Below are 20322 nucleotides of genomic sequence, written 5' to 3'. Positions count from 1 at the left end.
TATGGAGATAAATGCTCTTACAATAACCACTCTTTATATCATAGGTATTTCCGCAGAAGGAATGACAGGAGCTTTAGCTGCAGGACGCTATAAAATGGACCTTTTTGGAGTTATTTTTATTGCTCTCGTAACAGCAATTGGAGGCGGAAGCATACGAGATGTGCTTTTAGGACATTATCCTTTAACTTGGGTTAAACATCCTGAATATATTATTTTAATCTGTTTTTGCGCCCTTATAGCCACAAAAATTCCACGTGTAGTAACCAAACTTGAAACTTTATTTCTAACTCTTGATGCTATAGGACTTGTTGTTTTTAGCATACTTGGAGCTCAAATAGCCATAGATCAAAATCATGGGTTTATCATAGCCGTTGCTGCTGCTGTAATTACGGGTGTTTTTGGTGGAATTTTAAGAGATATTTTATGTATGAGAATCCCTTTGGTATTTCAAAAAGAAATTTATGCAGGAATTGCCATAATTGCAGGAGCAATCTATTATTCTCTAATAATGTGGCTTGAGCTTAATGCTCTAGTTTGCACACTTTTAACTCTTTTTATAGGAGTTATTGCAAGGCTTTTAGCTATCAAATATCAATGGTCTTTACCTATTTTTTCTTATAATGAAGAAAAATAATTTATCGTTGCTTTATACAAGTTTGCTAAGATGCTAAAAATTTTTAGGAGATTGATAAATGCAAAGACTAAGTATTTTACTTACAATTTTAATAATTATTAATATAACAGCTTGCGATAGCAAAACAGAAAATTACTACAAAAATCATCCTAGCGAAGCAAAAGAAAAAGCAAAAGAATGCAAAGAAAGCGGAACTCTTAGCGAAGATTGTATTAATGCATTAGAAATTGGTATTAAGCCAACAAATGAAGAGAGTAAATACAGTCCAAACACACCAAAAAAATCTGATAATCAGATATTAGAAGCTTTAAAACAAAATGATTTAAAAAAAGAAAAAATCACAAAAGATATTAACCAAAGTTCAGAAAATAATGAAAGTATTATAATGCCGCCCATAGCAGAAACACCTTCTGAAATTTATCCTTCTAAAACAAAGGATGACAATCAAAGTTCTATCTTTAGTGATGATATTAACATAACACAGGAAAAGTTACCATGAAAACAGCTATTTTTTTAAGCCTTATTGGGATATTTTTTGCAGCATGCGAACAAACCAAAAGTGTAGAATATTATCAAAATCACCCTGAAGAAGCAAAAAAAAGAAGTTTGGAATGCAGACACAAAGCTATCATCAGTCAAGATTGTGTTAATGCGTATAAGGTAGGTTTTCCAAAAGATGAATGGGAAGATGAATGGGAAGATGAAAATATTTCTAATCCTTAAAAGCTATAAAAGTTTCAAAATTTGCCCATTTAAAAATACTTTCTATTTTCTTAAAACCTGCCTTTTCTAGCATGTTTAAATTTTCTTTTTGACTATAAGGAATTAAAACATTTTCTAAAGCTTCTCTTTTAGCTGCAATTTCAAATTTAGAATAGCCTTGTTTTTCTTTATAATCGGCATAAAGTTCTATGATATTTTTAGACAAAAAAGCATCTTCATAAAGGATTTTTTCACTCATAATCAAAATGCCTTTAGAGTTTAAATTTTTATAAATTTTATCAAGCAATTCTTGTCTTTTAGGAGGGCGAATAAACTGCATGGTATAATTTGCCACAAAAACATCGCAAGTAAAAAAATCAAATTCGCATAAATTAGCTTCAAAAAAACTTATATCAAGTCCATAAGCTTTAGTTTTTGACTTTGCAACTTCAAGCATAGAAGCAGAATTATCCACGCCAAAAAGTTTAAAATCCTTTCTTAGATTTGCCAACAAAATCAAAAAATTAGCACTTGAACAGCCCAAATCACAAACACTTGCATTTGCAAGTAAAATTTTAGCCAATAAATTACCACAAAGTTCTAAATTTTCTCTATAAAATGGCACAGAACGATTGATCATATCATCAAAAACACTAGCCACGCTTTTATCAAATTCAAATTGTTTTTTAGGGCTTTGTTTAAAAAGTTCATCTTTCATCATTTTTCCTTAATAATTCTCTAGCTTGTTCTATGTCTTTGGCAATTTGATTTTTAAGTTTTTTTAGATCTTGAAATTTCTGATTCTCTCTTAGAAAAGATATAAACTCAAGTTCGAAAAACTCCCCTTGTGTGAAATTTTCACCCAATTCCTCTAAAATATGACTTTCTATGGCAAAATTTTCATCGCTTGATCTTACACCTAAAAAACTCACACTTTTATAAATATTTTTTTGGCTTTTTAACAAAGTAGCATAAACACCATTTTGAGGCAAAAAATAGCCTTTACAATCTAAATTTATAGTCGCAAAAAGTTCTTTAGAGCCCAAACCTTGTCCTTTAATCAACTTTCCTTTAATACTATAATCTCTTCCTAAAAATTCTTTTGCTTTTTGTAAATTTGCTTTTGATAAAAAATCCTTAATTAAACTTGCATGAACACCTACTCCGCCTATACTAAATTCATCAACTATTATAGTTTTTATCCCACTTAAAGACTCAATATCTTTAGCACTATAAGCCCTATTTTTCCCGAAAGAAAAATCATATCCCACTACTATAAATTTCAAATTGACAAATTCTTTTTTCAAAAAGCTTAAAAAATCTTTACCATCTAAAGATTTTATACTTTCAAAATCCACTTCTATAACTTTTTTTCCTGAAATTTCTTCTTTTTGACGATTTGAACAAAGAAATTGACCTTTAAATTTATTAATAACTAACAAAGCCCCATTCTCATCTAAACATTTTACAAGTTTTAGATGCCCTAAATGTATACCATCAAAACAACCTATAGCTAAAGAAGTAATATTAATTTTTGATATAGTAGTAAAAATATTCAACATTACCTTCCTTTCCTTTAATGCTTGATTTTTGCGTATTTTTTAAAAGCCAACCTAACTTAGCACATGCTTTTTCAAAATCCATTCTTGCCTTTAAGATTGCCTTGTCATCTTTTAAAACACCTTTTTTATCTCTTTTGATATTTTTTCCCACTTCAAACTGAGGTTTAAAAAGTAAAATAATTTCCTTTAAAGCTAAATTATCGATATAATAAAGTAAATTAATAAGAGAAATAAAACTCACATCACAAGTAATAAACTCAAATTTTTCTTCACTTTTAAAGGCTCTAAGATCTGTATTTTCATGCAAGATGACTTTTTCATTTGTTCTTAAATTTGAATGGAGTTGATTGCTACCTACATCAAGAGCAGTGATTTTTAAAGCCTGATTTTCAAGTAAAATTTGCACAAAACCACCCGTGCTAGATCCTATATCAAGGCAATTTTTTTGTTTTATTTCAATATCATTTTCTTCTAAGAAATTTTTTAATTTTAAAGCCGCTCTTGAAACATAAATTTCACTTAAAAGATCCAATTTTAACTCATTGGCTAAAAGTATATCTTCAGGATTTAAATCTTGCGTTTTTTTTAAATTTTCTAAAAAATTTTTCACATCAAAAGAAGCTTTAAAACTTTTACCATTAAGTAAAACCTCTTCACTTTCTATAAGCTCCAAGGCTTTATTTCTGCTGATATTTAAACGCTTTGAAACAAAAAAATCAAATCTCATTTTAAACTCTCATTTATTCTTTTTTCCAAGTCTTCTTTTTCTTTAGAAAACCACCAAATGCCTATTTCAAAAGCATTTTTTTTAAAAATTTCTCTAAGATCTTTAAGATCTTTTTCAAAAAGATCTTTTTCTTTTTGAATTAAACTTAAATTATAATCTTTTAAAAAATTAAAATTATTCATCCATAAAAGTATTTGTTCTTGTTCAGATTTTAAGGTATTATTTCTTTGCTCTTTTAAAAAATAACTTCCTAAAACCATGATAAAACATAAAAATAAAACAATTATTTTTATGTTTATTTTCAAAACAAAATTAAAAACAAAAGCCAAAAGAGAGCAAAACATAAAAAAATTAAAAAAATCAAAAATAAAATTTAAAGCTCTAAAGCTCAAATATCCAAAATAAGAAAAAATAAAAAGTTTTAAATTTGAAACAAAATACAAAAATTCAGATAAAAAATCAAAATAAACAAAAGAAGCACTCTTATAAGCAATGATTTTCCTAGAAAAAAGTTCTAAATTTAAAAGCTCATTGTAAGTAAAAAAAAGCCCATAAAATGCATAAAATAAAGCGGTAAAAAAACTAGCGATAACAACTATTCTAAAATCATTATAAGCATTATTTACAAATTGCAAATGCAATTCTTTTTTTAAAAATATCATCAATAAAGGCAAAATTATAAATATAAAAACTAAATCAATTTTTTCAAGATTTAAAAAATTTAAAAATAAAGAAACAAGTCCAAAAATCGCCAAGAAAAAACTAAAAATATAAAGATAAAAATCCCCCATACTAATACGATAAAACAAACTTCCCTTAATCAAAGTAGCTTCTTTTATAATATTTTTTCTAAGCTTTAAAAATAAAAAGAATTCCCAAAAAAGTGTTAAAAAAATAGGAATTAAAAAAAATAGAGAAAAAGCACTCCTTTGCCAAGTTAGCAAAAAGCCAAAAAGGCTTAAAAGCGTTAAAATATAAGAACTATTCTTTAACAAGTTCATTAAAAGCACTTTCATCTATACATTTTACTTCAAGCTCTTTAGCCTTGCTAAGCTTAGAACCTGCCTCTTCTCCAAAAAGCACATAGTCAGTCTTTTTAGAAACTGAGCCGCTTACCTTACCCCCAAGTTTTTCTATCAAAGCCTTAAACTCATCTCTTGGACGCGAAAGAGTACCTGTAATCACAAAAGTTTTACCAAAAATCACACTATCGCTTTTAATTTCAAGTTTTTCTATTTTCAAATTTAAAAGCTTGTAAAATTCATCAATTCTTGTATGATTAACACGCGTAAATTCGCAAAGACTTAAAGCCATTTGCTCTCCAAAACCTTCTAAATTGACATAAGCTTCAAAGCTTTGCTTGTGCCACTCTTTATTAAAACTTAAGCTTAATTTTTTAGCCGCAACCTCGCCAATATGATCTATCCCTAAAGCTGTGATAAAACGAAAAAGCTCACATTCTCTTGCTTGTTCTATAGCATTTAAAAGATTGTTAATTTTCTTTTCTTTAAAGCCTTCCAAACCTTCAAAATCACTAAATTTTAAATGAAAAATACTCTCAAGTGTAGTGATTTTTTTGTGTTTATATAAAAGCTCTACTATATTTTCTCCAAGTCCGTCGATATTAAGACATTTTTTAGAAACAAAATGAATGATAGAATTTACAAGTCTATCTTCACAGTCTATATTTTGACATTTTATTAAAGTTCCTTCATCTAAAAGCTCACTTTGGCAAGTAGGACAAAGTTTAGGGCGTAAAATTTCCATCTCTAAACCTTCTCTACGCTCTTTAAAAACCTTAGTAATTTTAGGGATAACATCGCCACTTCTTATCACGCTTACAAAATCATTGATTTTAACATCAAGTCTTGCAATCTCATCAAAATTATGAAGGGTGGCTGATTTTACTACAACCCCATCTAAATTTACAGGCTCTAAAACCGCCACAGGAGTGATCACCCCACTTCTTCCTACTTGTAAATTTACCCCTATTAAACGCGTGGTTTTTTCAAGTGCAGGAAATTTAAAAGCTGCCATAAATTTTGGAAATTTTACCGTATAGCCTAATTCTTCACAAAGCTCAAGATCATCAACTCTTACCACCATTCCATCCATCATCATAGGCTTTTTTTCTCTTAAAGCTAAAAGTTCATCATAAGCTTTTAAAACCTCATCTAAATTAGCGCAAAGTCTTACAAAATCATCCTTTAAAAAACCAAGCTCTCTGATAAATTGCATCACCTCACTGTGTTTGGTGAAATTTAAGGTATTTTCCCCTACTCCCCAAGGATAAAATTTCAAATTTCTTTCTTTAGTGATGCTTGTATCAAGCTGCCTCAAACTCCCGCTTGCAGCATTGCGTGGATTAGCAAATAAACTTTGATTTAAAAGAGCTCTTTTTTCATTGATTTTCTCAAAATCATCTTTTAAAATCACCACTTCTCCACGAATTTCTATTCTTTCTTTATAGGCTATATTTTTAGGTATATTTTCTATCTCAAAAACATTAAGTGTTATATCCTCGCCCACTTCGCCATCACCTCTAGTGGCACCGCTTACTAATTTACCATTTTCATAAAGCAAATTTAAACTCGCTCCATCAAATTTAGGCTCTATAAAAAAGTTTTTTTCACATTTTGCACGTTTTGCCCAAGCCCTAAGTTCACTCTCATCAAACACATCTTCCATCGACCACATACGCTTTAAGTGAGCTATTTTTTTAAACTCGCTTTGTATGATAGGAGCTATTTTTTGCGTTGGAGAGTCTTTTGAAATTTCATCTTTGTTTTGTTCTTCAAAAACTCTTAATTCTCTGATTAAAGCATCGTATTCTTCATCGCTAGCCAAGGGTTCATCTTTTTCATAATATGCCCTCATCCACAAATTTGCTAAAGCAACTTTTTCTAAATACTCTTCTTTTTTCATCTAAACTCCTATATTATCCATTGCCTGCGCTAAAGCAAAAAGTTGTTTGTGCTCGTATAAATCATGCACTCTTATAATACTAGCACCATTTTCAAAAGCCTTTAAATGCAAATACAAAGTTCCTGCTAAACGATCTTTAATCTCGCTTTGAAAATACGCATTAATCACACTTTTGCGACTCGCACCTATAAGTAAAGGTTTATTAAATTGCAAAAAATGTTCTAAGTGTTTGATTAAAATCATATTATGCTCCGCACTCTTTCCAAAACCAATACCTACATCTAAAATACTTTCTTTTACTCCAAAACTTTCTAAAAGTTCAAGTTTTTCTTTAAAAAACAAAGTCATCTCATCGAGCAAATCTTCATAAAAAGGATTATCTTGCATGTTATTTGGATTGTTTTGCATGTGCATTAAGCAATATTTTGCCTCATATTTACTTGCAAGTTTAGCCAGATTAAGATTTCTTAAACTTGTAATATCATTTATAAGTTTAAAACCCTTATTTAAAGCATATTCTAGACAATATTCATCAAAACTATCTAAACTAAAAATCGCTTTTTCATGATAATTTTTCTCATAAATTAAGTCAAGTATTTTTTTTAGTCTTTTAAATTCCTCTTCCTTGCCACAATACTCACTCCCAGGTCTTGAACTAACCGCACCTATATCGATATACTCAGGCCTTAAAGCAAGAAAGTCATTAAGCCTTTTTTCAAAGTCTTCTTCACTCACACGACTTTTTGCATTAAAACTGTCTTCATTGACATTAATCACTGCCATAAGCTCAGCTTTTTTTGGTTTTAAAAAATCTTTTTGCAAAAAAAGAGCCAAATTTTTAAGTCCAAAATCTTGAAGTTTTTCTTTAGCAATAAGTTTTTGAATTTGTTCTTTACTTGCCATTAAAAGTGCATTTGAATGAGTGATTTTTGCGGTAATTATTTCTTTATGGGTGATGAGCTCAGCTCCTACTCTTAAGGCATCTTGTTTTAAAATATTTGCTGCAGGAGTAGAAATATCTTTGATAAAAATAAAATGAATTTTTGTTTTTTTACTCATAATCTTTTGCCCCATTTTATGAGGGTTTATGAAAGAACAAAGTAAATTAAAATCGGTATTTGGATTGATTTTAAAAAATTTCATTTTATTTCTTTGTATAGTAATTTAGCAAAAGAGTAGCCAAAAGCACCCCACTTTTAGAATTTAATTTTGCAAGCTCATAGCTTTCATAAAAAAACTCTAATTCTTCAGCGTTAAAATCTTTATATTTCACACATTCTTTAGCAAGTAATGCAATTTGATCCATAAGTTCATTTTTATCCAAATTTTCATTTTTTTGCAAAAAATCAAAAAGCATTCTTAAATCCATTCTTTTAAGATCCAAATCAAGTTTTTTAACTTCCTTTTCAACTTTTCTTTTTTCACAAATAAGACGTGATTTTATAGTAGGCAAAAGTAAATTTTTAGAAGGTACCACGATAAGAAATTTAATATTTTTTGGAGGTTCTTCAAGAAGTTTAAGTAAAAAATTTTGTGCTTCTATCCTATAAGAATCCGCCATTAAAACAATAATTTTTTCTTCAGTTTCTGCGATATAGCTTTCTTTTTCAACTGCTCTTGCATCATCAAGTAAAAATTCATTTTGTGGCATAAAAAATCTTAATTTTTTAATACCAAAATTATTAATCATTTCTTCTTTAATACCTAAAAAATCTTCACTGATAATAATCTTACTAATAAACAAAATATTTATCCTAATTGCACCTTGGAAAATAATATTGCATCCAAACTTACATCAAAAAGTTGATATAAACTAATAAGCTTGATATCCAAGTCTTTATCTTTAGAATTTAAATAAAAACTATCTTGCAACTGCTCATCAAAAAGCCACAATAAACTATCATCTCTTGATTTAGCGATTAAAGATTTATTATCAGAAGCACTTCCTATATAAAAATACACATAACCATTAGGAAAAGAAATGTCAAGCAAGTCGTTAAGCAAAGCTATATCCTCTGAACTTTGCACTTTCTTTTTACATAAAGAATTTAACGACACAAAAGGAAGCATGGGACGAGCGGCTTTTGAATTTATATTTTTTAAAAAATACTCTTCATACCAAGATCTTTGTTCATCACACATTAAGACAAAAGTGCGTCCCTCTAAAAGATATTTAAGTCTTGCAGCCATCAAAGGAGCCCATTCTAAACGACGCGACTCCAACCATGCCATAAAAGCTCCGCCATTGCGAATATTTTCAAGAGTAAAGCTTAAAAAATCACTCATTTATTTATCAAGCCCATAGCACTCATGTAGTGCTCTAACTGCAAGTTCTCCGTATTTTTCATGAACTATCATCGAAATTTTTATTTCACTAGTAGAAATCATACCGATATTAATACCCTCATCAGCTAAAGCTTTAAAAGCCTTGCTTGCCACCCCTGAATGCGACTTCATACCTACACCCACTATGGAAACTTTTACCACAGCGCTATCGCTTTCTATGGTTGTTTTTGGACTTAAAATTTTTTGCATAGCATTTTTGACTAATTCAAGTTCATTTTGAGGAACTGTAAAACCTAAATTTGTAGCACCATCAACTCCAACATTTTGTATAATCATATCTACATTAATATTTTCATTTGCTAAAACAGAAAAAATTTCAGCTGCGATTCCAGGTTTATCTTCTACATTTCTTAAAGTCACTCTTGCTTGATTTTTATCTAAAGCAATACCACTTACTAAAGCTTGTTCCATTCCATCTTCCTTTGTTATCATTGTTCCTTCGTTATTGTTAAAACTACTTCTGGTTACTAAGTTAACATTTAATTTTTTTGCAAGCTCTACAGAACGATTTTGCAAAACTTTTGCACCCAAACTTGCAAGTTCAAGCATTTCTTCATAAGAAATTTTATCCAATTTCTTTGCCTTTGGTTCAATTCTTGGATCTGTTGTATAGACCCCATCAACATCGGTATAAATTTCACACAAATCCGCATTTAAGGCACCTGCTACTGCCACAGCACTTAAATCGCTTCCGCCACGCCCTAAAGTAGTTACATTACCTTCCTCATCTACACCTTGAAAACCCGCTATAACGACTATTTTACCATTTTGAAGTTCTGATTTTATCGCTTTTGTATCAATATGATGAATTCTTGCCTTTGTAAAAACACTATCTGTAATAATTCCTGCTTTTCTCCCAGAAAATGATATAGCAGGATAACCCTTTTCATTTAAAGCAATAGAAAGTAAAGCGCTTGTTACACGCTCTCCGCTACTTAAAAGCATATCCATATCTTTGCCATTAGGAGTTTTACTAAAATATTCAGCTTGCTCGATAAGAGTATTTGTCACCCCACTCATTGCAGATACTACAACAACAAGTTGATTACCCTGTTGCGCACTCTGAATAACCCTATTGGCTACTGCTTCGATACGCTCAAGTGTTCCAACGCTTGTTCCACCATATTTTTGAACTATAAGCATTTTAGATATAACCTTTCTCTTCAAAATATTTGATCACTTTAACATAAATATTTTTTTTGAAATGATTAATCATTTCAAAAATTTGTTTAACACTCACAAATTGATAATCATCAAATTCAGGATGCTTGGTATTGATATTGATTGTAGCACTGTGCTTTAAACGCACTAAAAAATATTTTTGAATCTGTCCATCATAAGGATACATTTTTTTAACAATTTTACTCGGAAAATCATAACTCAACCATTCTGGATACTCAGCAATGATTTCAACCTCATCGGTGCCTATTTCTTCTTTTAGTTCTCTAAATAAAGCGTTTTTGACACTTTCACCTTTATCAATACCTCCTTGTGGAAATTGCCAAATATTATCCATATCACTTCTTCTAGCTATAAAAATCTTACACTCAAAAGGATAAGAACTTGACAAAATAACAGCTGCAACATTTGGTCTATAATTTTTCTCGTTTTCCACAATATTTTTCCTTAATTTAAAGGAAATAATTTTAACCTAAATCAAATCAAATTTTTATTAAAATACATTAAAAAAATTTAATAAAATATTTTAGGGTTTTTATGCATTTTTATATCCATATTCCATTTTGTGAAAGCAAATGTAATTATTGTGCTTTTACAAGTTTGAAAAAAAATGATTATGAAAAAGCCTATTTTAAGGCTTTAAAAGAAGATATTGTTTTTCAATTAAAACAATTTAACATTCAATCAAATCAAATTAAAACCTTATTCATAGGCGGAGGAACACCAAGTTGTGTTGATGCGTATAATTATGAAGATATTTTTAAAATTTTATATCCTTTACTAGATAAAAATGTAGAAATTTCATGCGAAGCTAATCCCAACTCAGCAACATTAAATTGGCTTAAAAATATGAAAAATCTAGGAGTTAATCGCATTTCTTTTGGAGCTCAAAGTTTTCATCCTAAAAAACTTCACTTTCTTGGAAGAATTCATAATCAAGAAATGATTATCAAAGCATTAGAAAACGCAAATAAAGTAGGTTTTAAAAATATCAATTTAGATCTTATTTATGATACAAAATTAGACAATAAGAAAATGCTTGAATTTGAACTCTTATACTTAAAACAAATCAAGGCTTTAATCACACACCTTAGTGCTTATAATTTAACCATAGAATCAAACACAGCCTTTGCCAAAAAAGAACATTTCAAAAAAAATGCTCCTAATTTAATGAAATTTTTCATCAAACAACTCCTAGAACTTGACTTTTTTCAATATGAAATCAGTAATTTTTCAAAAACCAAAGCCCAAATTTGCAAACATAATCTTGCTTATTGGCAAGGAAAAAACTACCTAGCTTGTGGATTAAGTGCGGTAGGATTTTATGAAAATAAGCGTTTTTATACAGCAAAAAATTTAAAAAATTACATAGAAAATCCCACTTTTAGATCTATAGAGAAACTAAGTTCTAAAGACTTGAATTTAGAACACCTATTTTTAGGACTTAGAAGTATAGTAGGGATTGATGAAACAAAACTCAATCAATGGCAAAAAGACAAAATAAATATATTATTAAAAGAAAAAAAACTTTTTTACAAAAATAAAAGATATTTTAATCCTAATTTTCTCATTAGCGACGAACTTGCTTTATATCTCTCATCTTAAATTTAAGTTTTTTAAGTAAAATATTTATTTAAAATATCAAATCAAAGAGTAACGATTAATGAGTTTTGGTGAAATTATAGTTATTTTAGTTGTAGCGATTTTAGTCTTAGGGCCTGATAAACTTCCAGAAGCTATAGTACAAATAGCAAAAATTCTAAAGGCTGTAAAACGCAACATAGATGATGCAAAATCAAGCATAGAAAAAGAAATACGCATCAATGACTTAAAAGAAGAAGCTAAGAAATACAAAGATGAATTTTCAAGCACTAATGAAAACATACGCAAAAAACTCAGTTTTGAAGAATTTGATGACCTTAAAAGAGATATTTTAGATAAAACAAAGGTAGATTTAACCTTTGATAGCAGAGATGATAACACAAAAAATAACCTTAGCGGACAAAATTTAAATACAGAAGAAAAACCAAATCTTAGCAAATTAGAAACACAAGATAAAACGGAAAAATAAATGTTTGAAGAATTAAGACCTCATTTAATAGAACTTAGAAAACGCCTTTTTATAAGCGTTGCTTGCATTGTAGTTATGTTTATTGTATGTTTTGCTCTACGAAGCTATATCTTAGATATTCTAAAAGCTCCACTTATAGCTGTTTTGCCCGAAGTAGCCAAACATGTGAATGTAATTGAAGTACAAGAAGCCTTATTTACTGCAATGAAAGTTAGTTTTTTTGCAGCCTTTATCTTTTCTTTACCTGTAATTTTTTGGCAATTTTGGAAATTTGTAGCTCCAGGACTTTATGATAATGAAAAACGCCTTGTGGTGCCTTTTGTTAGCTTTGCAAGCATTATGTTCGCCTTAGGGGCTTGTTTTTGCTATTTTGTTGTAGTGCCTTTGGCTTTTAAATTTTTGATTAATTTTGGTTTAAATGAAGATTTTAATCCTGTGATTACCATAGGAACTTATGTAGATTTCTTTACAAAAGTTGTTGTGGCTTTTGGTTTAGCTTTTGAAATGCCTGTAATTGCCTTTTTCTTTGCTAAAATCGGGCTTATAGATGATAGTTTTTTAAAACGCCATTTTCGCATAGCTGTTTTAGTTATTTTTGTTTTTTCAGCCTTTATGACTCCACCTGATGTTTTATCTCAATTTTTAATGGCAGGACCACTTTGCGGACTTTATGGACTTTCTATTTTAATTGTTCAAAAGGTAAATCCTGCCCCAAAAGATAAAGAAAGTGATGAATAAAGACTTACTTCTTTCAAGCTATGATTACACTCTAGCTAATGAACTCATAGCTAACTATCCTGCAAATCCAAAAGAAAATGCTAGGCTTTTGGTTTTTGATCGCAAAAACAAAGAAATTTTTCACACTACTTTTAAAAATTTACAAGACTTTTTACCCAACTGCGCGATTTTTTTCAATGATACTAAAGTTATTAAAGCAAGAATTTATGGCAATAAAGCAAGCGGAGGAAAAATAGAGCTTTTCTTGCATCAACCTTTTTTAAATTCTCACAATCCACTTTTTCTAGCTCAAATTAAAGGGCGTGTTAAAAAAGATGAAATCTTATATTTTAGGGAGGATTTAAAAGCACGCGTTGTAGAACTTTTAGATGATGGTCTTCGAAAAGTTCAATTTTTTCAAAATGATAAAACCTTAGACACCTCAAATCTTTACAACCTGCTTGACAAGATAGGACATATACCCTTGCCTCCTTATATTAAAAGGGAGGATGAAAAAAGTGATTTGAAAGATTATCAAAGTATCTTTGCAAAAAATTTAGGCGCGGTAGCTGCTCCAACTGCAAGTTTACATTTTAGTGAGACTATGCTTGAAAATTTAAGAAAAAAACACGAAATTTATCATTTAACCTTACATGTAGGAGCTGGAACCTTTAAAAGCGTGGAATGTGAAAATATACAAAAGCATAAAATGCATAGCGAATTTTTTAATATTCCGCAGCAAGCATGTGAAATTATAGATTCAAAACAAGCTATTTTAGGCGTAGGAACAACGGTAACAAGAACTATAGAATATTACGCAAGAACTAAAACAAAAAATGGTTTTTGTGATCTTTTTTTACACCCGCAAAATCCACCTATAAGACAAAATCATCTTTTGACCAATTTTCATTTACCAAAATCTACTCTTATCATGCTAGTTTCAGCTTTTATCGGTAGAGAACAGTGTTTAAAGCTTTATGAACTCGCCATAAAAGAAAAATATCGCTTTTACTCTTATGGCGATGCGATGCTAATCTTGTGATTTTTCTTTAAAATTTATTGCTATTTTAGCTTGAAGTTTTAGCCAATCTTTTTGAAGCATGATAGGAAAACCACCATAAACGCGCCCACCTTCTAAATTTTTACTCACACCGCCTCTTGCAGCTATAGTACTAAAATCGCCTATTTTTAAATGTCCACTCGTTGCACTTTGACCACCCATAATAACATTGCGTCCTAACTCACTTGAACCTGAAATTCCAGTTTGTGCTACAATGATACAATTTTGACCTATATTGCAATTATGTCCGATTTGAACTAGATTGTCTACCTTAGTACCTGCTTTGATAATAGTACTATCAAAAACTGCTCTATCTATAGTTGTACAAGCCCCCACTTCTACAAAATCTTCTAAAATCACATTGCCATTATGATAAATTTTATAATGTTCGCCGTTTTTATTGTGCGCATAACCAAAACCATCGCTTCCTATTACACAATTAGCAAGCAAATGACATTTTTTACCAATTTTAGTGTCATTATAAATCACTACATTAGGATGGATAATACTCTCATCACCAATGCTGACATTATCGCCTATATAAGCTCCTGCCATAATGATTACATTTTCACCTATATTTACATTATCACCTATATAAACATTAGGCATGATTCTTGCGCTTTTTGCGATATTTTGTATTTTTTCTTTAACTGTGCTTATCAAAGGCTTAGCAAAAAGCTTGCTTAAAAAAGCAAAATTCAAATGTGGATTTTGAGTAATCAAAGCTTTAGTATCTTTAGGTACTAAATTTTCATATTCTTTAGATACTAAAATAGCAGCAGCTCCTGTGTGAGGTATATCTTTGGTATTTTTCTCACCATCACAATAAGTAAGCTCTGTAAAATTTGCTTTCAATAAAGAATTTAAAGCACTGATTTCTATATCCTCACCTTTATACTCCAAGCTTAAAAATTCTGCTATTTCACTTAATTTCATTTAATCTCCATCAAAACAGATCCACTGCGAACTATATCACTAGGATTGTATTTTTTAATTGTTTTTAAAAAATTATCAATGCGATTTGCATCATCAGCAACCATTAAAAACAAAAAATTCTCATTACTATTTGCAATAGTACCATTATAAGCTTTCAAAACGGCATCAAGTCCACCTAAATTTTCATTTAAAGGAATTTTCACCAAAGCCATTTCTTTGTCAATAAATTCTTCACTTTCTATCACTTTATAAGTAGGAATAAGCTTATGAAGTTGTTTGACTATCTGCTCAAAAGTTCTTTCATTTCCTGAAGTGACTATATTAATACGCGAAAATTCTTTATTTTCCAAAGGTGCTACTGTGAGCGAGTCAATATTATAACCTCTTCCTGAAAAAAGTCCTACTATACGAGATAAAACCCCATGCTCATTTAAAACAATTACCGATAAAACCCTTCTCATTGTCTATCCTTTGCCTTTGGTAAAATCATATTATAAATCGCACTTCCTGCAGGCACCATAGGTAAAACATCTTCAAAGCGATCAATTTTTACATTTAAAAGAGAGGTTTTATCACTTTTTAAAGCTTGGTTAAAAGCTTGAATGAATTCTTCTTTGCTTGAAATTTCATAACCTTCGCAACCAAAGCCTTGAGCAATTTTGATAAAATCAGGCTGAGTGCTTAAATCTGTTTGTGAAAAATGCTCTTTATAAAACATACTTTGCCATTGTCTTACCATACCTAAAAAGGCATTATTTAAAATAATATTTATAGTTTTTATACCATACTCACGAGCAGTCATAAGCTCTTGGATATTCATTAAAACCGATCCATCACCTACGAAATTAATCACCACTTCTTCATCCACAGCAAGCTTTGCACCCAAAGCAGCAGGCAAAGAATATCCCATAGTTCCTTGCCCTCCACTTGTTGCAAGCTGTCTTGGATAATTAAAAGGATAAAACTGTGCTACCCACATTTGATGCTGACCCACATCGGTAATAATCCTTGCATCAGGAGCTATCTTCGCACATTCTTCAATCACCCATTGCGGTTTTAAAACTTCATTGCTATCTTCATAAGAAAGTGGATAAAGTTCATTATAACGCTTTAAAGTTTCGTGCCATTCTTTAAAAGTTGTGTTGAAATTTTCCTTTTTAAGCTCTTCTAAAAGCTCTTTAAGAACTTCTTTAATATCTCCTACTATAGGATAATGCGCATTGATAATCTTTGAAATAGAACTAGGATCAATATCAACATGAACTATAGTCGCATGTTTGGCAAATTCACTTGTTTTTCCTGTAATCCTATCATCAAATCTCGCTCCTACACTCACAAGCAAATCACACTCACTTAAAGCCATATTAGCGACATAGCTTCCATGCATGCCTGCCATTTTGAGATTAAAAACATCATCACTTCTTAAAGTTCCAAGCGCCATCAAGGTTTCAACTGCTGGAATTTTTGTAAATTTTACAAGCTCTCTGATTTGCTCACTTGCATTAGAACTGATACAACCTCCACCCAAGTAAAATAAAGGTCTTTTTGCTTCTTTTAAAAGCTCTGCAAATTTTTTAATTTGCTTTGAGTTACCCTTATAAACAGGCTTATAAGTTTTCATAGAAATTTCTTTAGGATATTCCCAAAGTCCCAAAGTTGCACTTATATCTTTTGGCACATCTATATGCACAGGCCCAGGTCTACCACTTCTTGCTATATAAAAAGCCTCTTTTAAAATGCGTGGAAACTCTTCTATGCAAGTAACTAAATAATTATGCTTTACACAAGGTCTTGAAATACCTACTGCATCAATTTCTTGAAAAGCATCTGTACCAATAAGAGAATTTGCCACCTGTCCTGAAATCAACACCAAAGGGATAGAATCACTATAAGCCGTAGCTAAGCCTGTAATAGTATTTGTAAAACCTGGTCCACTTGTAACTATGGCTACACCCACTTCTCCACTCATTCTTGCGTAAGCATCAGCAGCATGCAAAGCCGCTTGTTCATGACGCACTAAAATATGTTTAAAATACTTTTGATTGTAAATTTCATCATAAATATTAAGCGCAGCGCCTCCAGGATAACCAAAAACAATTTTAACATTTTCTTCTTTTAAAGCCTCGCAAATCATTGCTGAACCGCTTAACTCTTTCATAATAACACTCCAAAAAATTATTGTAAAAGCTCTTTAAGTGCTAAATTAAGTCTTTTGCCATCAACACTCGCACCTAATTTTATTTTAGCTTCTTTCATTACCAAACCTTGTTCTTTTAGTGAACTTACACCCAATTCTTCTATAAGTTGTTTTAAGGCTAAAGTTAACTCCTCATCACTTAGTTGTTTAGGCAGATAAATTTCAAAAAGACTTATTTCATTTTGTTCTTTTTGTGCTAAATCTTCACGATTTGCCTTAAGATAAAGTTCGATTGCGTCTTTGCGTTTTTTGATTTCACTTGCAATGATTTTATAAATTCTTTCATTATCTAATTCTATTCTTTCATCCACTTCTATTTGCTTAAAAGCTGCATTTAGAGTTCTTAAACTATCTCTTTTAAAATCATCTTTTTGTTTCATTGCCTCTTTGATATCGTTTAAAATTTGTTCTTTTAAAGTCATTTTTTTCCTTTTTAGTTAAAATTACAAGCTTTAAGATTTAAACCAAAACCTTCTAAGCCTATATAGTCTTTATCACAACTTTGAGATAAAAGTTTAATTTCTTCTATACCAAAATATCTTAAAATCTGTGCTCCTATACCATAGTTTTTGTATTGAGTGGTACTGGATTTTTCTCCTTGCATGAAAACTATAACGCCACCATTTTCACTAAGAAATTTGATTTGCTCTAAAAGTTTTGAAAATTTATCTGAAGTTAAAAGCTCAAAATCACTACCACTGATATGAAATTTAACATTTTCACATTTTTTTATATCTTTAAAGCAAAAAGCTATATGTTGGGTTTGATTATGATCGCTAAAGATAAATTTTTCTGCTTTAAAGCCTGCTAAAACACTTTGACTTTTTTCTTCAAGCTTAATAAGGCTTTCATGTTTTAGGCGATATTCTATAAGATCACTTACGGCTATCATGTTTAAATCATGCTTTTGGCAAAAAAATTCTAGATCTTCTCTTCTTGCCATATCTCCATCATCTTTTACGATTTCACAAATCACACAAGCACCTTTTAATCCTGCTAATTTACAAAGATCAACCGTACCTTCTGTATGACCTGTGCGTTCTAAAACTCCGCCTTTTTTTGCGATTAAAGGATTGATATGTCCTGGTCTTACAAAATCACTCGCTTTAGCATTATCATCAGCAAAAATTTGTATAGTCATATTTCTTTCATAAGCACTAACTCCCGTTGTAGCATCTTTTGCATCTACGGTTATGGTAAAAGCGGTTTCGTGGTTTGAAGTATTTTTAGGCACCATTAAAGGAAGTTCAAATTTTTTTGCCAAAGTTTCATCTAAAGCTACGCAAACCACACCACGAGCTTCTTTTATCATGAAATTTACTTTTTCTTGAGTGCTAAATTGCGCAGGAAAGATTAAATCGCCTTCATTTTCTCTATCTTCTGCATCTACCATTACAAGCATTTTCCCTGCTTGTAAATCCCTAATCGCTTGTTCTACGTTAACAAATTTCATCTTTATTTCCTTAAAATTTTTAAAATTATAACTTAAATTGCTTGACAAATAAATTAAAATTCACTATAATTACACTTTTAAAAAATATTTATTGGGGTATCGCCAAGCGGTAAGGCAACAGGTTTTGGTCCTGTCATTCAGGGGTTCGAATCCCTTTACCCCATCCACTTCTTATTTTATATTTCAAATATCTTATATGCCGCGAAGTAGAGCAGTGGTTAGCTCGTCGGGCTCATAACCCGAAGGTCGGGAGTTCAAATCTCCCCTTCGCAACCAAATGTATTAATCTTCAATCCTCTTCACTTCTTTTTAATTGTATTAAAATAATTTAAAATGATTGTATTGTTAATCTTAGCTGAGTTTTTAAAATACTTTAAAAGAATGATTGCAATCTAAAAAGAGTTTAACAACCTTAAAAACATCCATCCCAATAATTTTAAAATTATCAGGATGAAATTTTAACAAGTAGGAGAGTAAACTAATCAAACTAAGTATTATCTTTTATAAGATTACCAAAGATAATTAAACTGAGCAAATCCTGTATGGGTATTGCCATCTTTATCAAACATTCCATTATAGTTTAAACTAAAATAGAAAGCTTCATTAACAGGAACGATAAAAGAAGTACTTACAAATTTTTGTATTCTTGGTAAATAAAACTCATCACTTACTTTTATATTACCAAATCTAGCCTCCGCTTCTACTTTAGGATTGATATTAAACTTAGCTCCAAGTTCTACTGAAGTTTTTAAATTAGGCAACCAATCTCTAAACCAAGTAAAGCTTGTTTTAGTAGAGAAAAGATTTAAATAGTTTGCATAGGTTCTTTCTCCACCTTGAACTGTTGCTTGTCCTATAGTGTCTTTCATAGAAAAAGCTTCAGTATAACCTCCTTCATAAGCAAGACCTATTTCAGGGGAGAATATATCTTTATTAGAAATAAAATTCATACCTAAGGCTGTATTGACTCCATAAGCATAAGAATTAGGTTCAGCTTTAGCTTCATTATTTCCTATTTTTTTAGTTAAATCATTTTTAATCAAAGCAGCTTTACTTTGAGCTTTGATATAAACTTCTTGACCTTTTTCTGTAGTAAATAAGGTATTAAAGTATTTTAAACCTGCATAATAGGTTCTATTATTAATATCAAAATAAGTTGAACCCATTTTTGTATCTTCATAACCTGCATACACACCATATATTCCACTGTCTTTTAAAGTAGAATAACCTATAATGGTTCCTTTAGTGTGTCCTTTGCTTTCTTCATTTAAAGAAAGTTCAACATTCTGTGAAGAAGCATAAGGAAGGATGAATAAAGAATGTTCTTTATTAGAACCATAGCTTCCATTATTTAAATCACTCTTTATATAATCACTTGCATCTGCATATAAATTACCCTTTTCAGACATAGCAATGCTTTGAGATTTACTTGAAGAAGCTAAAGCAAAAGTTTGCATAGAATTACCCATAACATTATCTATAAAGGTTGATCTTCTTGAAGTAGTAGAGATTAAAGATCTAAAGGTTGCACCTGATATGGAAGCACTAAGATCAAACCTTTTATGAATTTTTCCTGTTGAAGGATCATAGATTAAATCAATTTCTCCACTACCATTGGTTCCTATATTGCCAATATTACCTGGTTTTACCCCTGAGATGATATCATTTATATCTCCTATTCCATCTAGATCAGCATTGCCTTGATCAACGGTTATATTATCTACTTTTACATTATCCGTATTGCTTCCACCTACAACCACAGTGTCTAATTTACCTGTATCTTTATCTGTAGAAACAACCCAATCTTCTATGA

General features: G+C 30.4%; 22 protein-coding genes, 2 tRNA genes and 1 pseudogene. 9 read left to right on the top strand and 16 right to left on the bottom strand.

Annotated elements, in window-relative coordinates; genetic code table 11:
• Position 1 precedes the first annotated feature (1 nt).
• The 3 genes from AJN70_RS05840 to AJN70_RS05830 are packed head-to-tail and all read left to right on the top strand — an operon-like array spanning position 2 to position 1357.
• Positions 2 to 634, top strand: a complete 633-nt coding sequence (locus AJN70_RS05840) for a trimeric intracellular cation channel family protein (RefSeq protein WP_070274912.1) — start codon at positions 2 to 4, stop codon at positions 632 to 634.
• A gap of 58 nt (positions 635 to 692) precedes the next feature.
• Positions 693 to 1133 (top strand): EexN family lipoprotein, encoded by a 441-nt coding sequence (locus AJN70_RS05835; protein ID WP_070295596.1) that lies wholly within the window; start codon positions 693 to 695, stop codon positions 1131 to 1133.
• Positions 1130 to 1357: an EexN family lipoprotein gene (locus AJN70_RS05830; RefSeq protein WP_070295595.1), complete on the top strand. Its 228-nt coding sequence runs from the start codon at positions 1130 to 1132 to the stop codon at positions 1355 to 1357. Before AJN70_RS05835 ends, AJN70_RS05830 begins: the two co-directional genes overlap by 4 nt.
• Here AJN70_RS05830 and cmoA read toward each other — a convergent pair.
• Genes cmoA through AJN70_RS05780 form a run of 10 tightly spaced genes read right to left on the bottom strand, consistent with a single transcriptional unit; the run spans position 1347 to position 10511 of the window.
• Positions 1347 to 2057: a carboxy-S-adenosyl-L-methionine synthase CmoA gene (gene cmoA, locus AJN70_RS05825; protein WP_079396330.1), complete on the bottom strand. Its 711-nt coding sequence runs from the start codon at positions 2055 to 2057 to the stop codon at positions 1347 to 1349. The two genes, AJN70_RS05830 and cmoA, sit on opposite strands and share 11 nt — an antisense overlap.
• A complete protein-coding gene (locus tag AJN70_RS05820; protein WP_044779336.1) occupies positions 2044 to 2898 on the bottom strand; it encodes a bifunctional riboflavin kinase/FAD synthetase in 855 nt (284 codons plus the stop codon). Before AJN70_RS05820 ends, cmoA begins: the two co-directional genes overlap by 14 nt.
• A complete protein-coding gene (locus AJN70_RS05815; protein WP_044779337.1) occupies positions 2864 to 3625 on the bottom strand; it encodes a TlyA family RNA methyltransferase in 762 nt (253 codons plus the stop codon). Before AJN70_RS05815 ends, AJN70_RS05820 begins: the two co-directional genes overlap by 35 nt.
• Positions 3622 to 4626, bottom strand: coding sequence for a hypothetical protein (locus AJN70_RS05810; protein ID WP_079396331.1), 1005 nt, complete (start codon positions 4624 to 4626; stop codon positions 3622 to 3624). The genes AJN70_RS05815 and AJN70_RS05810 overlap by 4 nt, the downstream gene beginning before the upstream one ends.
• Positions 4607 to 6550 (bottom strand): NAD-dependent DNA ligase LigA, encoded by a 1944-nt coding sequence (gene ligA / locus AJN70_RS05805; protein WP_070295594.1) that lies wholly within the window; start codon positions 6548 to 6550, stop codon positions 4607 to 4609. The genes AJN70_RS05810 and ligA overlap by 20 nt, the downstream gene beginning before the upstream one ends.
• Positions 6551 to 7693, bottom strand: a complete 1143-nt coding sequence (gene folP / locus AJN70_RS05800; protein WP_070295593.1) for a dihydropteroate synthase — start codon at positions 7691 to 7693, stop codon at positions 6551 to 6553.
• Position 7694: 1 nt separating this feature from the next.
• Complete coding sequence (locus tag AJN70_RS05795) at positions 7695 to 8294, bottom strand: DNA polymerase III subunit delta' (RefSeq protein ID WP_002921223.1); 600 nt, start codon at positions 8292 to 8294, stop codon at positions 7695 to 7697.
• Between the two features lie 5 nt (positions 8295 to 8299).
• On the bottom strand, positions 8300 to 8836 hold the full coding sequence (locus AJN70_RS05790) for a HobA family DNA replication regulator (RefSeq protein WP_002861289.1): 537 nt from the start codon (positions 8834 to 8836) through the stop codon (positions 8300 to 8302).
• Positions 8837 to 10039 (bottom strand): aspartate kinase, encoded by a 1203-nt coding sequence (locus AJN70_RS05785; protein ID WP_002880294.1) that lies wholly within the window; start codon positions 10037 to 10039, stop codon positions 8837 to 8839.
• Between the two features lies 1 nt (position 10040).
• Entirely contained in the window at positions 10041 to 10511 is a 471-nt protein-coding gene (locus AJN70_RS05780) for an RNA pyrophosphohydrolase (protein WP_044794063.1), read from the bottom strand.
• Between the two features lie 101 nt (positions 10512 to 10612).
• On the opposite strand from AJN70_RS05780, the gene hemW reads away from it, so the two are divergent.
• The 4 genes and pseudogenes from hemW (at position 10613) to queA (ending at position 13905) form a co-directional block, all read left to right on the top strand.
• Positions 10613 to 11680 (top strand): radical SAM family heme chaperone HemW, encoded by a 1068-nt coding sequence (gene hemW, locus AJN70_RS05775; protein WP_070283609.1) that lies wholly within the window; start codon positions 10613 to 10615, stop codon positions 11678 to 11680.
• A gap of 58 nt (positions 11681 to 11738) precedes the next feature.
• A pseudogene (gene tatB, locus AJN70_RS05770) lies at positions 11739 to 12154 on the top strand (Sec-independent protein translocase protein TatB).
• Positions 12147 to 12884, top strand: coding sequence for a twin-arginine translocase subunit TatC (gene tatC, locus AJN70_RS05765; protein ID WP_002856930.1), 738 nt, complete (start codon positions 12147 to 12149; stop codon positions 12882 to 12884). The pseudogene tatB and the gene tatC overlap by 8 nt, the downstream one beginning before the upstream one ends.
• Positions 12877 to 13905 (top strand): tRNA preQ1(34) S-adenosylmethionine ribosyltransferase-isomerase QueA, encoded by a 1029-nt coding sequence (gene queA / locus AJN70_RS05760; protein WP_044794066.1) that lies wholly within the window; start codon positions 12877 to 12879, stop codon positions 13903 to 13905. The genes tatC and queA overlap by 8 nt, the downstream gene beginning before the upstream one ends.
• Here queA and lpxD read toward each other — a convergent pair.
• From lpxD to AJN70_RS05735, 5 genes are read right to left on the bottom strand one after another with little or no spacing between them, the layout of a single operon-like run.
• Positions 13894 to 14859: a UDP-3-O-(3-hydroxymyristoyl)glucosamine N-acyltransferase gene (gene lpxD / locus AJN70_RS05755; RefSeq protein ID WP_070233249.1), complete on the bottom strand. Its 966-nt coding sequence runs from the start codon at positions 14857 to 14859 to the stop codon at positions 13894 to 13896. The genes queA and lpxD overlap by 12 nt on opposite strands.
• Complete coding sequence (gene ilvN, locus AJN70_RS05750) at positions 14856 to 15320, bottom strand: acetolactate synthase small subunit (protein ID WP_002852211.1); 465 nt, start codon at positions 15318 to 15320, stop codon at positions 14856 to 14858. The genes lpxD and ilvN overlap by 4 nt, the downstream gene beginning before the upstream one ends.
• Positions 15317 to 17017, bottom strand: coding sequence for an acetolactate synthase large subunit (locus tag AJN70_RS05745; protein ID WP_070295592.1), 1701 nt, complete (start codon positions 17015 to 17017; stop codon positions 15317 to 15319). Before AJN70_RS05745 ends, ilvN begins: the two co-directional genes overlap by 4 nt.
• A gap of 17 nt (positions 17018 to 17034) precedes the next feature.
• Positions 17035 to 17478 (bottom strand): GatB/YqeY domain-containing protein, encoded by a 444-nt coding sequence (locus AJN70_RS05740; protein ID WP_002852081.1) that lies wholly within the window; start codon positions 17476 to 17478, stop codon positions 17035 to 17037.
• Positions 17479 to 17489: 11 nt separating this feature from the next.
• Complete coding sequence (locus AJN70_RS05735) at positions 17490 to 18509, bottom strand: bifunctional 3,4-dihydroxy-2-butanone 4-phosphate synthase/GTP cyclohydrolase II (protein ID WP_070233245.1); 1020 nt, start codon at positions 18507 to 18509, stop codon at positions 17490 to 17492.
• 92 nt (positions 18510 to 18601) lie between these two features.
• Between AJN70_RS05735 and AJN70_RS05730 the strand changes: the two genes are divergently transcribed.
• Both AJN70_RS05730 and AJN70_RS05725 read left to right on the top strand, forming a co-directional pair.
• A tRNA-Gln gene (locus AJN70_RS05730) sits at positions 18602 to 18676 on the top strand.
• Between the two features lie 33 nt (positions 18677 to 18709).
• Positions 18710 to 18785 (top strand) — tRNA-Met (locus tag AJN70_RS05725).
• A gap of 233 nt (positions 18786 to 19018) precedes the next feature.
• On the opposite strand, the gene AJN70_RS05720 is transcribed toward AJN70_RS05725, so the two are convergent.
• A partial coding sequence (locus tag AJN70_RS05720; RefSeq protein ID WP_083262316.1) for an autotransporter outer membrane beta-barrel domain-containing protein occupies positions 19019 to 20322 on the bottom strand: 1304 nt, incomplete at its 5' end.

The sequence above is a fragment of the Campylobacter sp. BCW_4341 genome (genome assembly GCF_001764255.1).
Classification (GTDB): Bacteria; Campylobacterota; Campylobacteria; order Campylobacterales; family Campylobacteraceae; genus Campylobacter_D; species Campylobacter_D jejuni.
Note: the sequence above shows the minus strand (reverse complement) of the source record. Positions and strands in the feature narration are given on the sequence as shown.

Bases quoted from the DNA above. Each gene is read 5' to 3' on its own strand.
- AJN70_RS05840 (WP_070274912.1), top strand. From the start codon at position 2: ATGGAGATAAATGCTCTTACAATAACCACTCTTTATATCATAGGTATT.
- AJN70_RS05835 (WP_070295596.1), top strand. From the start codon at position 693: ATGCAAAGACTAAGTATTTTACTTACAATTTTAATAATTATTAATATA.
- AJN70_RS05830 (WP_070295595.1), top strand. From the start codon at position 1,130: ATGAAAACAGCTATTTTTTTAAGCCTTATTGGGATATTTTTTGCAGCA.
- cmoA (WP_079396330.1), bottom strand. From the start codon at position 2,057: ATGATGAAAGATGAACTTTTTAAACAAAGCCCTAAAAAACAATTTGAA.
- AJN70_RS05820 (WP_044779336.1), bottom strand. From the start codon at position 2,898: ATGTTGAATATTTTTACTACTATATCAAAAATTAATATTACTTCTTTA.
- AJN70_RS05815 (WP_044779337.1), bottom strand. From the start codon at position 3,625: ATGAGATTTGATTTTTTTGTTTCAAAGCGTTTAAATATCAGCAGAAAT.
- AJN70_RS05810 (WP_079396331.1), bottom strand. From the start codon at position 4,626: ATGAACTTGTTAAAGAATAGTTCTTATATTTTAACGCTTTTAAGCCTT.
- ligA (WP_070295594.1), bottom strand. From the start codon at position 6,550: ATGAAAAAAGAAGAGTATTTAGAAAAAGTTGCTTTAGCAAATTTGTGG.
- folP (WP_070295593.1), bottom strand. From the start codon at position 7,693: ATGAAATTTTTTAAAATCAATCCAAATACCGATTTTAATTTACTTTGT.
- AJN70_RS05790 (WP_002861289.1), bottom strand. From the start codon at position 8,836: ATGAGTGATTTTTTAAGCTTTACTCTTGAAAATATTCGCAATGGCGGA.
- AJN70_RS05785 (WP_002880294.1), bottom strand. From the start codon at position 10,039: ATGCTTATAGTTCAAAAATATGGTGGAACAAGCGTTGGAACACTTGAG.
- hemW (WP_070283609.1), top strand. From the start codon at position 10,613: ATGCATTTTTATATCCATATTCCATTTTGTGAAAGCAAATGTAATTAT.
- tatC (WP_002856930.1), top strand. From the start codon at position 12,147: ATGTTTGAAGAATTAAGACCTCATTTAATAGAACTTAGAAAACGCCTT.
- queA (WP_044794066.1), top strand. From the start codon at position 12,877: ATGAATAAAGACTTACTTCTTTCAAGCTATGATTACACTCTAGCTAAT.
- lpxD (WP_070233249.1), bottom strand. From the start codon at position 14,859: ATGAAATTAAGTGAAATAGCAGAATTTTTAAGCTTGGAGTATAAAGGT.
- ilvN (WP_002852211.1), bottom strand. From the start codon at position 15,320: ATGAGAAGGGTTTTATCGGTAATTGTTTTAAATGAGCATGGGGTTTTA.
- AJN70_RS05745 (WP_070295592.1), bottom strand. From the start codon at position 17,017: ATGAAAGAGTTAAGCGGTTCAGCAATGATTTGCGAGGCTTTAAAAGAA.
- AJN70_RS05740 (WP_002852081.1), bottom strand. From the start codon at position 17,478: ATGACTTTAAAAGAACAAATTTTAAACGATATCAAAGAGGCAATGAAA.
- AJN70_RS05735 (WP_070233245.1), bottom strand. From the start codon at position 18,509: ATGAAATTTGTTAACGTAGAACAAGCGATTAGGGATTTACAAGCAGGG.